General features: G+C 41.6%; 16 protein-coding genes and 1 pseudogene. 6 read left to right on the plus strand and 11 right to left on the minus strand.

The genetic code is table 11. The features are described from left to right. The 3 genes and pseudogenes from WD019_RS12920 to WD019_RS12930 all read left to right on the plus strand — a co-directional run. Positions 1 to 255, plus strand: a pseudogene (locus WD019_RS12920) (ABC transporter ATP-binding protein); the annotation flags it as partial. Then, positions 245 to 1,276, plus strand: a complete 1,032-nt coding sequence (locus WD019_RS12925; RefSeq protein WP_425711758.1) for a hypothetical protein — start codon at positions 245 to 247, stop codon at positions 1,274 to 1,276. The pseudogene WD019_RS12920 and the gene WD019_RS12925, both read left to right, overlap by 11 nt. A 92-nt stretch (positions 1,277 to 1,368) precedes the next feature. Further along, positions 1,369 to 2,061, plus strand: coding sequence for a YetF domain-containing protein (locus tag WD019_RS12930; protein ID WP_026677095.1), 693 nt, complete (start codon positions 1,369 to 1,371; stop codon positions 2,059 to 2,061). Positions 2,062 to 2,094: 33 nt separating this feature from the next. On the opposite strand, the gene WD019_RS12935 is transcribed toward WD019_RS12930, so the two are convergent. Continuing rightward, positions 2,095 to 2,406: an AzlD domain-containing protein gene (locus WD019_RS12935; RefSeq protein WP_026677096.1), complete on the minus strand. Its 312-nt coding sequence runs from the start codon at positions 2,404 to 2,406 to the stop codon at positions 2,095 to 2,097. 3 nt (positions 2,407 to 2,409) lie between these two features. Further along, positions 2,410 to 3,117 (minus strand): AzlC family ABC transporter permease, encoded by a 708-nt coding sequence (locus tag WD019_RS12940; RefSeq protein WP_035350390.1) that lies wholly within the window; start codon positions 3,115 to 3,117, stop codon positions 2,410 to 2,412. A 97-nt stretch (positions 3,118 to 3,214) separates the two neighbouring features. Here WD019_RS12940 and WD019_RS12945 point away from each other — a divergent pair, with 97 nt between their 5' ends. Together WD019_RS12945 and WD019_RS12950 are read left to right on the plus strand one after the other, a co-directional pair. Then, positions 3,215 to 3,769 (plus strand): helix-turn-helix domain-containing protein, encoded by a 555-nt coding sequence (locus tag WD019_RS12945; protein ID WP_425711759.1) that lies wholly within the window; start codon positions 3,215 to 3,217, stop codon positions 3,767 to 3,769. Positions 3,770 to 3,786: 17 nt separating this feature from the next. After that, positions 3,787 to 4,542, plus strand: a complete 756-nt coding sequence (locus WD019_RS12950) for a dienelactone hydrolase family protein (RefSeq protein ID WP_026677099.1) — start codon at positions 3,787 to 3,789, stop codon at positions 4,540 to 4,542. Between the two features lie 35 nt (positions 4,543 to 4,577). Here WD019_RS12950 and WD019_RS12955 read toward each other — a convergent pair whose 3' ends face one another. The 9 genes from WD019_RS12955 to WD019_RS12995 all read right to left on the minus strand — a co-directional run bounded on the left by WD019_RS12955 (position 4,578) and on the right by WD019_RS12995 (position 14,497). After that, a complete protein-coding gene (locus WD019_RS12955) occupies positions 4,578 to 5,072 on the minus strand; it encodes a DUF1648 domain-containing protein (RefSeq protein ID WP_425711760.1) in 495 nt (164 codons plus the stop codon). A gap of 220 nt (positions 5,073 to 5,292) precedes the next feature. Further along, positions 5,293 to 6,729 carry a dihydrolipoyl dehydrogenase gene (lpdA, locus tag WD019_RS12960; protein WP_425711761.1) on the minus strand — a complete coding sequence of 479 codons (1,437 nt, stop codon included), beginning with the start codon at positions 6,727 to 6,729 and terminating at the stop codon, positions 5,293 to 5,295. After that, entirely contained in the window at positions 6,730 to 7,974 is a 1,245-nt protein-coding gene (locus tag WD019_RS12965) for a dihydrolipoamide acetyltransferase family protein (protein ID WP_026677101.1), read from the minus strand. Between the two features lie 103 nt (positions 7,975 to 8,077). After that, entirely contained in the window at positions 8,078 to 9,073 is a 996-nt protein-coding gene (locus WD019_RS12970) for an alpha-ketoacid dehydrogenase subunit beta (RefSeq protein ID WP_026677102.1), read from the minus strand. 2 nt (positions 9,074 to 9,075) lie between these two features. Next, entirely contained in the window at positions 9,076 to 10,137 is a 1,062-nt protein-coding gene (gene pdhA, locus WD019_RS12975) for a pyruvate dehydrogenase (acetyl-transferring) E1 component subunit alpha (protein ID WP_425711762.1), read from the minus strand. Positions 10,138 to 10,171: 34 nt separating this feature from the next. Next, positions 10,172 to 11,272, minus strand: coding sequence for a Leu/Phe/Val dehydrogenase (locus WD019_RS12980; RefSeq protein ID WP_425711763.1), 1,101 nt, complete (start codon positions 11,270 to 11,272; stop codon positions 10,172 to 10,174). 532 nt (positions 11,273 to 11,804) lie between these two features. Then, on the minus strand, positions 11,805 to 12,200 hold the full coding sequence (locus tag WD019_RS12985) for a thioesterase family protein (protein WP_026677105.1): 396 nt from the start codon (positions 12,198 to 12,200) through the stop codon (positions 11,805 to 11,807). Between the two features lie 186 nt (positions 12,201 to 12,386). Continuing rightward, entirely contained in the window at positions 12,387 to 12,908 is a 522-nt protein-coding gene (locus WD019_RS12990) for a L,D-transpeptidase (protein ID WP_425711764.1), read from the minus strand. A 638-nt stretch (positions 12,909 to 13,546) separates the two neighbouring features. Further along, positions 13,547 to 14,497, minus strand: coding sequence for an NAD(P)H-dependent flavin oxidoreductase (locus WD019_RS12995; RefSeq protein WP_026677106.1), 951 nt, complete (start codon positions 14,495 to 14,497; stop codon positions 13,547 to 13,549). Between the two features lie 74 nt (positions 14,498 to 14,571). Here WD019_RS12995 and WD019_RS13000 point away from each other — a divergent pair, with 74 nt between their 5' ends. Next, positions 14,572 to 15,087: a gamma carbonic anhydrase family protein gene (locus tag WD019_RS13000; protein ID WP_425711765.1), complete on the plus strand. Its 516-nt coding sequence runs from the start codon at positions 14,572 to 14,574 to the stop codon at positions 15,085 to 15,087. Positions 15,088 to 15,109 lie beyond the last annotated feature (22 nt).

Below are 15,109 nucleotides of genomic sequence, written 5' to 3' on the forward strand. Positions count from 1 at the left end.
ATGGATGAAGCGAAAAATTCCTTTAAAAAAATCCAGGTCGTTTATAAACATTCCTTACCTGAAAAACTCGAGGATCTTTCAAATATCGTAATCTTAAACAAAACCGGACGGGTGACCACTCTCTTAATTAAAGGAAATGTCGATGAAACAATGGAACGCTTTAAAATGGAAAATCCAATCTTGCTTGAAGAGCTGCCGATGACATTAGAAGACGTTTTCGTCACAACACTTGGAGGTGAGCATAATGTTTCATAAAGCGTTGTGGAAACTGAATTATAAGCATTCGAAGTTTCTTATTTGGGCATTATGGCTAGTTCCGTTGTACTTTTTGCCTTTTACCTACTATCAAAAAGCGCAAAAAACGGCTTATTTAATAAAAAAGTTTCCTGATTTTCATTATGAATATTATCCTAATTTGCAATGGACGATTTTCGAAATGTTCATTTTGATAGGCTTAGCATCTGTTTTAATTGGCTTAGAGCGCTCTTCATCTACGATGGATTTTTCGTTCTCTCTCCCGTTTCAACGAACCACACTATTCTTGTCAAAGTGGTTTATAGGGGTAACACATATTTTTGGAGCAACTACAATTAGTTCAGCACTTGTTGTCCTTGTCATAAAAACGAGCATCCTTGATCGATTTGAAGACGTAGATACATGGCTTTGGTTTTACTTATTTTCCTTATTGACCTTTATTGCTGTTTACACTTTTTCACTATTTGTAGGAACCATTTGCGGAAGCATTTTTTCCCAGATCTCCCTAAACATCATTTTCCTTTATTTACCTTATGGTTTATTTGAACTAATGATGTCCTTTATTCAAGTACATTGGTCACAAGGTAATCAGTCCTTTTATTTGTATTCTGATAAAATACGAGATTTCTTTAACGCAATAACATTACCCAAGCTGCTATTTTTCTTTGAAGAATATTCTGCTACGAAAGAACGTTTTCAAATGGGAACGCCTTCTCTCATGCTACTTGTTATACCCATTCTTTATATAATAGTTAGCCTTATTATAGGAGTTCTCTTATATAAGCATGCACACTGTGAGAATAACGGAAAAATTCTTGTGTTTGACCGCCTTAAACCTTTTTTTATGATCGGAGTCATTATTTGCTTTAGCATGTTCGGTGGCTCTTTCTTTGCTCAAGATAATTTTTCCGATCAGTCTAATATTTTTTCTTACTATATTCGTGCCATACTGACAGGTACGATCTGTTATTTTATTTTACGAAAAGTGATGAACACCCGGTTCCAATGGGGCAAACGCTGAAGGCAGAGTCATAATGCTCTGCCTTTTTCTTGGTTTGATTTCTGTTTTCTATGGCGAAACTACTGTTGGTAGAGAATTTGTCGAGGTGGATTATGAACGATCATTGGATTATGGTCATACGGACAATAATCGGATTTTCAGTTTTACTCGTTCTAACTCGTGTGCTGGGGAAGAAGCAGCTCGGGGAACTTACTTATTTTAACTACGTGACTGGAATCGCGACAGGTGGCATTATTGGAGATATGATTATCCATAGGGACATTAAAATCCTTGATGGGATCATAACGATGTTTGTCTGGGGCCTTTTAATTTTCATTATTGAGTTTGCCACCCGTAAACCTTCAAAGGCGAAGGTTGTTCTTAAAAGCGAGCCGACGATCCTTATTAAAAAAGGGGAAATCATTCAAGAAGCTTTGAAAAAATTAAGCCTCGGAATGGACGACTTATCAATGATGCTGAGAATTAAAGACGTATTTTCCATTATGGAAGTCGATTACGCAATCATGGAGCCGAACGGCGAATTAAGCATTAAGAAGAAAAGGGAAAAAGAAAGTTTGTGCCGGGAAGATATGAACATTTCGAAAATCGAACCGAAATATTTGCCGTCACAGGTGATCGTAGAAGGCATCGTGATGAAACGAAATTTGAAAGAATACGGGTTAACGGAAAACTGGTTAACAAAGCAGCTTGATAAAGCCGGTATCTCCTCCATTGATGAAGTGTATTTTGCACAGCTTCAAGAAGACGGATCATTATTTATCGCCAAAAAAGCCGCTCAAAATTAGATGTTGAGCGGCTTTCATAGTTTGAATTTCATTTTATTTTTCAATAAATGAATACAGGCTTAAAGCTAAAATAGAGCTAAGGACGACCAGAATGACATTCCAATTCAAATAAGCAGCAATGAAGGCAACTAGTGCGCCAATGATGCCGAATGACAGATGATTCGGGTCAATCGTTATAACTCCTGGAAAAATCAATGCTCCCAATATCGCATACGGGACATTTTTCAAAATCCCTTGCAGCCGCGGGTGAATCCGGCTCGCATTCAATAAAACGAGCGGCAGCATTCGTGGTGTATAAGTAACGATAGCCATTCCGGCGATCATCCAATAAATCTCTTCTGTCATTCTTTATTCCCCCTTTGAAATAAATTCAATCAAGACCGCCGAAATTAAAGTCGATAAAATGATTCTCCATCCTGCGTTTAACGGTTCGTACAATGAAAAAAGGCTGTTTAAAATCGCTGCCGTACCTGCAAGTAAAATGACTTTTCTTGATTTTTTGGCTGCCGGCACGAGCAAGCCGATAAACATCGCATAAAGAGCGACTGCCATGCCTGTTTGAAGCGTTTGCGGCAATCCTGCTCCAATTAAATAGCCGAGCGCCGAATTAACGACCCAGCTTCCATATCCAATGACTCCCAAACCAAACATAAATGGCGTACTGAGCATTTTTTCTTCTCTAGTAGCGGCAACGGAAAACGATTCATCCGTAATCATGAACCCGTACAACGCTTTTTTCCACCATTTATCCGGCTCTACTTTTTCATTAATGGAGGTACTCATTAACAAATGGCGAATATTCATAAAAAAGGTTGTTAAAACGATTTCAAGTAGATTCGCTCCGGCAGCGATCATTGATAAGGCTGTATATTGCGAAGCACCAGCAAAAACAAATGCGCTCATCGCCACAGTTTCCCAGAACGTTAAGCCTGTCGTTTTCGAAAGCAATCCATAAGCAAATGCAATCGGCATGTAGCCAATAGCAAGCGAGATTCCAGCCTGCACCCCTGTACGAAACGACAAATTGCCCTTGATTTCAGCAGATAACGGCAGCATAGATCAAACACCCCTTTTTTGATTTTTCAAAATCATTCGTATGTTATATTATACATATTGTATGTTATTATATTTCGATTCTCAAGGAGTTTTTTCAATGAATTTAAATCAAGTAATTGGAAAGAAATTAAAACAGCTTCGAAAGGAAAGAAAATGGAGTTTAGAAGAGACGGCCACCATGACTGAGGTGAGTAAACCGATGCTCAGCCAGATTGAACGAGGGGAGTCTAATCCGACCGTCAGTACGCTTTGGAAAATTGCCAACGGATTCGGCGTACCGTTTACAACGTTTTTGGAAAATGATGAGCCGGTAATAAAAATTGTGGATCGTGACGATGTCGATTCACTTAAAGAAAATAACGGGAAATATATTGTCCGTACATTATATCCAATGGAAGGAGGAAAGCCGCTTGAAATTTATTCCGTTGAACTCAAGCCGGGCTGCCATTACGTCTCTTCCCCCCACCCGGGCGGAGTGGAAGAATATTTAATCGTAGAAGAAGGAAGTTTAAACGTCATCATGAATGAAAATACTTACACGCTATGTAAAGGCCAGTCCATCCGCTTCAGCGGCGATTATGAGCATATCTATGAAAATACTAGCGATTCTACCTGCTTTGTCACGATGATTATGTATTATGGAAAAAAATAGACTTGGAGCAACTTCAAATGATTATTGAACAACGAATTTCAATCAATAATATTCCTTGCCTGAGTTTAAAACCAGAACCAGCTCAGGAAAAAAACACAGCTATTCTTCTTTATCACGGCTGGGGGTCGTGCAAGGAAAATCAACAATTTCTCGGCAAGCTTTTAACCTTTTATGGATATGAAGTGATCATTCCTGATTGCGTATATCACGGGGAAAGAGAACGGCCATTTATCAACTTCTTTGATCCAAAAACGATGCAAGCTTATTTTTGGGAAGTGATTATTAAAACGGTGAAGGAGTCAAAAAAACTGATTGATAATTTGTCTTGTTTATCCAAGGATCATAAACTAGTTGTTGCAGGAAGTTCCATGGGAGGGTGCATTGCGGCTGGCATTTTTGCCCAATCTTATAAAGTTGAAGGATTAATTAACCTCATCGGTTCTTGCGCCTGGGAAGAATCCGAAATTATTTTTAGAAAGCGTGATGGAAGGCCAAAACTTAACGGAGATGAACGAAAGAAAATAAGAGAATTTGATCCGATTCATCGTATCGATCACGAAAAGAAACGACCAATCTTGTTACTGCACGGGGCAAATGATCCAATTATCCCGATAGATGAACAAAGAATCTATTACGAACAAGCCATCTCTATTTACGGTAAGGAAGCTTCTAACGTTGAGTTTCAATCCTTTCCCGGAGTCACGCATGTCATTACGATCGGGATGGCGGAATACATGATAAAATGGCTTAACGAGCATTTTAAAGGCACGTAAACATAATGCCGGAACCCTTCAAAGGTTCTGGCATTTTAACGTAAGCGAACAATACGGTAAATAGTTATACCTATCGTCCCAAACACAATAATGAAAAAGGTCGGTAAAAACCATATTCCAAAACTTTCTTTTCCGAATCCAACCCTTATGATTTCCCATAAAATCATAGAGAGAAAAAGGACTATCTCAAAATTAATCGTGCACAACATTTTTCGTGACAGTAAATAAAGGCGAGGAGCATTTTCTTCGGTAATCTCTACAGGATAATTGAAAACGTGTGGAAACTTGCATAGTGTAAAGATAAAAACGAAGACCACGGATGCGACAATAGGCATAATCCAAATCGTTCTTTTTGTTCCCCAGCCGTCTGGTCTTCCCGCAAAATCAAAATGTCTCGGAATTTGTTCAGGGAGGTCATTCCATACATAAAGCAAATAGCAAAAAGTCGCGATTATCACTAATATGGATATTGCATCAAGCACTTTTTCCAAAGCTGTTTTTGGAATAGATAAAACAGGTCGTTTATTCATACAAAATCTCCCCATTGGCGGAATTATGTCTTAAATCGGCGGAATTGTGTTTTCATTCGACGGAATTATGTCTTCAATCGGCGGAATTAGTTCTAAATTCGGCCGAATTATGACCAGCTCTGGTTGAATTTTCTTTAAAATTTGTTGAATTATGTTTAGAAGCTCGATTTCTCCATAAATTGAGGGCGGCCCCGGGCCAGCCCTCTTTTCTCAATGCTATTTAAACATTGCTTGTCTCTTTCTTCTTTGGCGGGGCGATGTGGATCGCCTTTCCGGTGACATTTTCGATTGCCTCCAGCCAGCTTTCATTCAGAGAAGGATGGGCAAAGATGGGGTACGAAACATCTTCTTCCCTTGCGACCATTTCAAGGGCAAGCGTGCCGGCGTGAATCATTTCACCGGCTCCTGCGCCCATCATATGAACGCCTAATAAGAGATCGCTTTCTTTGTCGACAATCATTTTTGCCACACCTTCTTTTTGCCCGAGAATGGCGGCATAGCCGTTTCCGCTTATCGCAAACTGCCCCGTCTTCACGTTATAGCCCTGTTCTTTCGCTTCTTCTTCGGTTAACCCGACGGTCGCAATCGGAGGAGTTGTATGGACGATCATCGGCACAAACGATAAATTGTAGCTGCTCTTTATTCCCGCAATATGCTCCGCCGCTGTTTTTCCTTGTTTAATGGCCCGGCTCGCAAGCTTCGGCCCAATTGTACAATCTCCAACCGCATAAATATTTTCCACATTCGTCTGACTTACATCATTAACGAGAATCGAGCCCTTTTCATCAAGGTCAATATTCACCATTTCTAACCCAAGATCTTTCGTGTTCGATTTATACTCAAATGAAATGAATAGATGCGATCCTTCAATTGTTGCTTTCTCTCCACTTTCGGATTGTACGGTAACGGCCACTTTCTCATCATCAGAAACAGTTTCAATTAGTTTGCTGCTTTTTAAGACTTTGATTTTCGCTTTCTTTAATACACGCAGAAGTTCTTTTGTAATCGTAGAATCAAAGGCGAATGTTTCTTCTTTCATGATTAACGTCACATTGCTTCCTAGATTCCGGTAAGCGGTTGCCGTCTCAAGCGCAATATAATCCGAACCGTACACAATAAAGTGCTCTGGCACAACATCTAAATTCACGAGATCATAACCGGATAAAATGCGGTCGCCCGCTTTTTCGATTCCTTCAGGTAACACCGGGTGTGCCCCGGTCGCAATCATCGCATGTTCATATTCATACATTTCAAAATGGTGGCCAGAATCGACACCGATGCGGTTTTCCGACATAAAGGATGCAGTGCCCGCAACGATTTCGATTTTATTCGCCTTGCAAAGAGCCTCTACCCCTTTTTGCAAGTTCGACACAATTGTCGTTTGATATTCTCTAAATTTTTCTGGATGAAAGACAGCAGCCCCTGTCTCTATCCCCATTCCGTTCAATTGATGAACACCTTTATACTGGCTGGCTGCATATGTCAACACCTTTGATGGAATACAGCCTTTGTTTAAGCAAACTCCTCCGAGTTTTTCCTTTTCTATTAAAGTGACTTCCATTCCAAGCTGGGCGGCGCGAATGGCTGCATTATAGCCGCCCGGCCCTCCGCCAATAATGATCAGCTGACGTTTCTGTGCAAATTCTCCGACTACCATTTAGATCAGCTCCAATACCATAACACTCGGATTTTCGATTAGCTCTTTAAAACGATTGGTGAACTGTACGGCCGCTCCACCGTCTGCTACACGATGGTCAAACGACATTGATACATTCATCATTTGGCGAATAACAATTTCATCATCGATGACCACAGGCATTTTCTTTGTTTTATGGAACGCCATTAACGCGACTTCCGGGTGATTAATAATCGGTGTCGCTCCCATGCTGCCGAGCGGGCCAACGTTTGAAATCGTAAACGTTCCCCCGGTTAATTCTTCTCTCGTTAGCTTGTTTTCTTGTGCTTTTTTAATTTTCTCTTTCATTTCCCTGGCGATCTCTTTTACATTTTTCTTTTCAATTTGTTTGATCACAGGAACGATAAGACCCTCTTCTGCATCTGTCGCAATTCCGATGTTGACCTCTTTTTCAAGATGGATCATTTCGTTTTCTTCATCAAGTTTTGCGTTAAAAATCGGGAAATCTTTTAATGCCAGTTGAAGCGCCTTTACAAAAAAGGCAGCGACCGAAACGTTTAATCCCTTTTTATTGTCCGGATCGAGGCTTTTTAGTTGTTTCTTTAATTCCATGACGTTTGTCACATCTACTTCTTCAAAATGGGTGACATGTGGAATCGTGTACAACGATTGGGCCATCTTTTTCGCGATTTGCTTCCTTCGTCCTCTAAATGGAATAGATTCGCGGGCAACCACTGTTTCTTCTTTCGGTTTTATTACAGATGGCTCTTCTTTTTGCTGAACGTCATTATGAATGAAACGATAAACGTCTTCATCCGTTACTCTGCCGCCAGGGCCGGTACCTTTTATTTGTTCGATATCGATCCCATGCTCGCGGGCAATTTTTCTTGTATAGGGAGCCGCGAGTATCCGTTTCGATAAGATGGCAACACTTGATCTTGAGGCGGAGGCCCTAGGAGCAGGTTGCGCTTCCGTTTTTGCCTCTTTGTTCCCGTTGTTTATTTCTTTCGGTTGATCTACTCCACCTGAAGAATTTCCTTCAAGCAGCATTAAAACTGTACCGACTTCAACAACTTCTCCTTCTTTCACCTTAATTTCCGCTACTTTTCCGGAAACAGGCGACGGAAGTTCTGCGGAAACTTTATCAGTTTGAACTTCTACGAGCGGTTGATCAATTTTCACCGTATCTCCAACATTTACGAGAAATTGTATAATTTCCCCTTCATGCATTCCTTCTCCAATATCATGCAGCTTTACTTCAACCATGGACACACCTCCAAAATCGATTTTATCCTCTAAGAAAACCCGGGCGATCGCGCTCTTGTTATGGTCGCCCTTGAGATTCGAATAGATCGTTTACGTTCACGTATTAGAATCGAATGACTTTCTGAATCGCATCGAACACCCGCTTTTCATTCGGTAAATAATCGTTTTCAAGCGAAAACATTGGAACTGGTGTATCGAAGCCGGTCACCCGCTCAATCGGCGCCCTCATATATAGGAACGATGTGTCATTAATTAACGAGATGATCGTATCACCGAGCCCACCGGTTGAAGGAGCTTCATGGACAATGACAACTCGGCCCGTTTTTTGCACACTTTCAGCAATTAAATCTTTATCAAGCGGATAAAGGGTGCGAAGGTCGATAAGGTCAACAGAAATGCCCTGTTTTTCGGCCTTTTCAGCAGCTTTTACGGCGACATCCATCATTGCTCCATAGGCGATGACGGTAACATCTTCTCCTTCTTTTCGCCGTGCGCCTTTTCCGATTTCCACAGTGTATTTTCCTTCAGGGACATCCATTTTCGAACTGCGGTAATGTCTCATCGGCTCCAGGAACAACACCGGATCGGGATCTTCGATGCTCGCGATTAACAAGCCTTTTGCATCATACGGATTGGATGGAACGACGACTTTGATCCCTGGCATCTGAGTGAACAAGGCTTCAACGGAATCAGAATGAATTTCCGGTGCACGAACACCAGCGCCATATGGAGCCCGGATAACCATTGGAACGGTAAAAGCGCCGAGCGTTCTTGAACGAATGCGAGTCGCATGTGTCATGATTTGATTAAACGCCGGGTAGATAAAGCCGAAAAATTGAATTTCAGCGACCGGACGAAAGCCATTGATCGCAAGGCCAATAGATGTTCCGATAATTCCGGATTCTGCAAGAGGCGTATCGATGACACGTGCTTCGCCGAACTCATCATATAATCCATCCGTCGCCCTGAATACACCGCCGTTCTTTCCAACATCTTCACCTAAAACAATGACATCGTCATGTTCCTTCATCATCGTCCGAAGTCCGTCTGTTACCGCTTGCACAAGCGTCATTTTCTTTGTACCGATAGCTGTCGTCATTTTTATTCACCTCTCCCCGCCATAAATGCTTCTTTTTGTTCCTCAATTGGCCATGGATTCGATTCGAATACGTAATCAAACATGTCATTGATATTTGCATCCGGCTCGTTTTCCATTTCGTTTACCGCTTCCTCAATTTCAGCCGTAAGCTCTTCCTCTAGCTGCTTCGCCCATTTTTCGTCCCACATGTTTTCGTTTTTCATAAAGCGCTCGAGGCGAAGAACGGGATCCGTTGTTTTCCGGCGAATTTCTGTTTCGCTTTGATCTCGGTATTTGGAAGGATCATCGCTCGTTGTATGGGCACCATAGCGCCATGTCACCGCCTCGATTAATGTAGGACCGCCTCCGTTACGAGCCCGCTCAACCGCTTTTTTTGTATGAAGGTAAACGGCAAATGCATCATTCCCGTCAATGCGGATCCCTTCGATATCATAGCCGAGCGCTTTTTGGGCGATCGTTTTTGCTTTCATTTGCTTATGCATGGGAACAGAAATGGCAAACCCATTATTTTGATTGAAAAAGATAACCGGAACATTAAAGATGCTGGCAAAGTTCAATCCTTCGTGGAAGTCTCCTTCTGAAGTTGCACCGTCGCCAAAATAAACGATGGAGGCCCGATCCGTCCCTTTCATCTTTTCCGCCCATGCTGCACCTGTCGCGTGAAGCAATTGAGAAGCAATCGGAACGGCCGGCGGAAAAATCTTCTTCCCTTCCGGCGGCAGGCAGCCTTCATGGCGCCCTTTCCAGTAAAGGAACATCGTTTTGAGCGAATGTCCGAAGGTTAATGTTGCCCCATGGTCACGGTAAGTAGGGAACATCCAATCGCCTTCTCCCATCGCCATTGCACTGCCTACCTGCGAAGCCTCCTGCCCTTCAAACGGCACATACGTCCCAATTCGTCCTTGCCGCTGAAGATTGACACCTTTTCTGTCAAACAATCGGATGCGCAGCATTTTCGTATACAGTTCTTTCGTTAACTCTTCTGTCAACTCGCTTCGGTAAGCTTCATCAACAACTTCTCCGTTTCCATTTACGATCTGAAGCATCGGAAATCTCTCTTCCATTAAAGACCCTCCCTTTAACGATTGAATTTCTCTTTTAATGTTTGACCTGCCATTTTGGACGTTTAGAATGTGAAAAGAAGCTATTTCTCGTTTTTCTTTGCTCGATTTTCATTTCACAGAAGCGATTGGCCGCTTCCACAGTTGAAATGTTTTGTTCTTTACTTGTTTGAAAAATTTTTAGTAACGAATCATAAATGGCTTTTGTTTTATTTAAAACGCGCGCTTTATTCGGCCCGTATAATTCATCTGCCACTTGAATGAGACCGCCAGCGTTGACAATATAATCCGGCGCATACAAAATGCCTTTTTGCCCGAGGTAGACTCCATGTCTATCTTCAAGAAGCTGGTTGTTCGCACTGCCGACAACTGCCTTCACTTTTAATTGGTCAATCGTATAATCGTTGATAATTCCTCCAAGTGCACACGGGATAAAAACATCCGCATTCACCCCATAAATTTCTTCTCCTTCTACGACTTCAAGCGTGCCAGGGAGAAATTCAGCCTTCTCAATGATCTGTTGAAGCGCTTTCCCATTAATATCTGTAACATAGAGATGTGCGCCATCTTCAAGCAGTTTTTCCGCTACTTTAAATCCGACTTTCCCCAGGCCTTGAATGCTATATGATTTTCCGGATAAATCGTCCGTTCCTTCCATTGCCTGCATTGTTGCACGAAGGCTGTAAATGACTCCCTGCGCTGTCGGAACGGAAGAATCCCCGCTGCCGCCAAATTCTTCAGGGATCCCTACAATACATGGCGTTTCCTTTTGTGAATGGACAAAGTCTTCCGGCGTCGTGCCCATGTCTGTTCCTGTATAAAAACGGCCGTTCAACGAATCGACAAACTGTCCAAACGCCCGAAACAGCTCAGGACTTTTGTCGGTTAGCGGGTCTCCAATAATGACCGCTTTTCCGCCGCCAAAATCAACATCAGCACCGGCACATTTATAGGTCATTCCCTTTGATAATCGCAGAGCATCTTCAATCGCTTCATCCGTCGATGGATAAGGCCTCATCCGGCACCCGCCTAAAGCCGGCCCTAATGTTGTATCGTGGATGGCAATGATGGCCTTCAATCCAGTTGATGGATCGTTGCAAAATAATACGGATTCGTGCTGTGAAATCTTTTCAAACATGGTTTCTCCTCCTGCTGCATTCGCTTGCTCCCTGGCTAATTGACTTAGCCTCAATTGCCCCTTCTAGAAAAAAAGTTTGGATTTCAGTAATAGGACATTCTTATTTTAAGAACACCTCGTTAGATCTGTGAAATGAGGAAAAACAATCAAGAATGTTACATCATTTAAAATGATTTCGTTCTCGGACAATAAGTGCTCTTATCTGGACAATAAATCATCCGGTTTAGACAATAAAATCCTGCTTTTGGATAATAAATAAAAAAATACTAAATTTATTGTCCGACTGAGGCCATTAATTGTCCGATAGTATTTATTTATTGTCGGAAATTAACTGTTTATTGTCCAAATGCCATGAAAATAGCACCACTACTGAAGAAGTTTGATCCTGTTTTTTGCTTCCAGCTTCTTATCTTTGTTACAGGTGAAAATTTCTTCTTGAAAATAAGAACTTTCTTGCTGAAGGGGCACTATCATCTTTGTTGCGTTTATGCTTTTTCGCTTTAAAGTGAAAGCGCTTTCATTTAATGGCAGACTACACTTGCATTTTTTTAAGTTTCTCTCTAATTGCTTCTTTCGGCAAAATAAATTGTGTAACTTCCCCTTCTCCAACCACTGTTCGTTCATTTCGTACTTCAACATCGCATATGACCGCTTTTCCTTTAATTTCCCGTAAGGTTGCAGTAATCTCCAATTTCATTCCTTCCGGCGTTGGTGCAAGATGACGGGCCGTTACGCCGCCTCCAATTCCTTCTTCATGATCTTCTAAATACGGCAAAATGATCTGGCGCGCCGCCCATTCCATATGATAAACCATGGACACTGTTGAATAAGCAGGGTGAACAAGGTTCCCTTCAAACTGTGCAAACATTTCAGGTGTAACAACGGCTGTAATTGTCGCTTTGTTTCCAATATTCATTCCTGGCTTCAATTCTTTCACCTCTTTGTCAGCGTAATCTAAATGCTTGTTCTGACTATAATTTATATAACGTTTTCCTAACGTAATGATATCATTTTGTAGAATAAACCGTCAATAATTAGGCTGAACATTTGAAACTATGTTAACATGCAGAAATATGAGATATACAAAAAGAGTGTTGGTTTAAAACCAACACTCTTAATTTATTGCATAAAAACCGTTCGACTTCGCCATAGTATTAAATGAAGCGTTCGATTTAACAATCAAAACCTGAGTATATACCGATAAACGGTCATACAGCCACCTGATTTCCTTGTTATGCATTCGAATGCAGCCTGCTGACACATGAAGCCCGATTGATTTTTCGTTATTGTTTCCATGGATCGCATACGTCGTTCCCCATGTACCGTTCACATTTAACCCTAGCCAGCGGTCTCCAAGCGGGTTGCGAGGATCTCCTCCCTTAATGTTCCCGCTGTAGTACGGACGGTTTTTTATTTTATTGACAATAAAAAATTTGCCCGTTGGAGTCGGAGTTAAAGTTTTACCTGTCGCGACTTTAAATGTCTTGACGATTCTTCCATCTTTATAGTACGCAAGTTGATTTTTTATTGTATTTATAACGAGAAATTGGTTAGAAGCAGCTGCTTCCACTTTTTCTCCAAAAATAATTGTGCATAGTAGCGCCGTTGTTATGATAACGAACATTACCTTTTTCATGATTGTCCCTCACCTTAATATTACAATTTCGTTACAAATGTTATTATAAATCTATAAATCTGTAATATGGTAACAAAAAGGTTACAATGAATAAATGATCATCTGAGAATGATTACCAATTATCAAACTTACAAGTCGGAATATAACATCTTGCTTTGACATTTAACATTTTATATGGTATTGTTAATTAGTTGTATTTTATTGAGCACGAATAACTTCTATTTAATATCCTTTTTTCATAAAGAAAAATTTCTTCTTTTATATCACTTCTTTTACTCACCCATGAATCCAATAACTCTCTAGAAATAAAGATGGTAATGAAAAAGGTAATCGTTGAATGTTTTTTGCAGCACAATTCACACTGGCGCGGCTACGGGGCCGTAAGGATGAAAGAGAGGCAGGGCTTTCGTCGTTTTGAGTTTCAAAAATTTAGCGTTTGATGCAATTTAAATGGCATCTTTTCGGAACAGCTTTTAAGGATGCCCGAGATGAAATGGATGTTCACTTCATCTTTCGTAAGGTGAAAAGCGTGTTCAATATAACAGTAAGATCGACTTTATCAAGCGGTCTTTGAATCTAAATAATAATAAGGATTCCAGAAAAAATAACGGTCCAACTATGGACCGTTATTTTTAACATTACTTTAAATATTGATTGACGATCGGGAGCACGTTTCTCGCTTCATCCATCATCGATTCTAGCAGCATACTTACGGTAGGGATGTCTTGAATCGCACCTGCAATTTGGCCACTGTTAATAAACCCTTTTTCCAGGTCCCCTTTCATCGCCCCTAATATATGTTGCTCTTCTGATGTGAGCGTCAAATATTTCTCCGATGAGATTCCTTCTTTTTCAAGCTCTAACACTTTTTCAGCATAGGGCGTTTTATAAACGCGCCGAATCGTGCCGACAGTCCGGCCGATGATGACCGTACTCGTATCGTTTGCTTCGATCAGCTTGTTTTTATATGTCACATGAAACGGTGCTTCCTTTGTCGCGATAAAACGTGTGCCCATCTGTACGCCGCTTGCCCCGAGAGCGAGCGCTGCCGCCAGTCCCCGCCCATCAGCTATTCCTCCGGCTGCAACAAGCGGAATAGATACTGCATCCGCAACCTGCGGGATGAGCGTCATCGTCGTTGTCTCATATGGCGAGTTCAGACCTGCCGCCTCATACCCTTCCGCCACAAGAATATCACAGCCAGCTTCTTCCGCTTTTTTCGCGTGATAGACTGAAGCGACAACACACATGACCGTAATCCCATGTTCCTTTAGTTTCGGAATAAATGGAGCCGGATTGCCTGCAGATAAAGAGACAACTTTAATGCCATGCTTGATGATCAATTGGAATATCTCTTTTACATTTGAAGCAACCGAAAGCGGGACATTGACGGCAAACGGCTGCGAAGTTCTTTCTTTTGTCTCTATCATTAACCGTTCAATGTCTTCAAGGTCCATCGTTCCTGCGCCGATCGTGCCCATTGCCCCCGCTTCAGAAATAGCCGCGGTTAAAGGGGCATTGCTCACATTTCCCATCCCCCCCTGAATGATTGGATATTGAATATTCAGGAGTTCACATAATCGATTCATCGCTTTCGCCCCTTTCTTTTCGTTAAATTGTGCTATACTTTTTATAAGATTCGCTAAATTAAGGAGGTTGTTCTATGCTTTACCCTTTTAACGGCAAATCCCCTCAAGTGGATCAAAGCGTCTTTGTTGCCCCGGGTGTACATATTATTGGTGATGTAACCATTGGCCAGGGTTCAAGTATCTGGTTTAACAGCGTTCTGCGCGGTGACGAAGGTCCGATCATGATCGGGGAACGTTGCAATGTCCAGGATAATTGCACATTGCACCTATATGAAGGATTTCCGCTCGTTCTTGAAGATGAAGTATCGATCGGGCATAACGTTATTCTTCATGGCTGCACGATCAAAAAAGGTGCCCTCGTTGGAATGGGATCGACCATTTTAGACGGCGTTGAAATCGGTGAACAAGCTTTCATCGGAGCCAATACATTATTACCGCCGGGCAAAAAAATCCCTCCACGGACAATGGTAATGGGCTCACCGGGAAAAGTCGTCCGCGAGCTGACTGACAAAGACTTCGAGTTGCTTCAATTGACGATCGAAACGTATTACAACAAGAGCCGTCAAATGATGGCAGAACTAAAAAAATAACTTTGAAAAAAGCACTTTCTTA

The organism is Fictibacillus sp. Mic-4, assembly GCF_049843615.1.
GTDB classification, from domain to species: Bacteria; Bacillota; Bacilli; order Bacillales; family Fictibacillaceae; genus Fictibacillus_A; species Fictibacillus_A gelatini.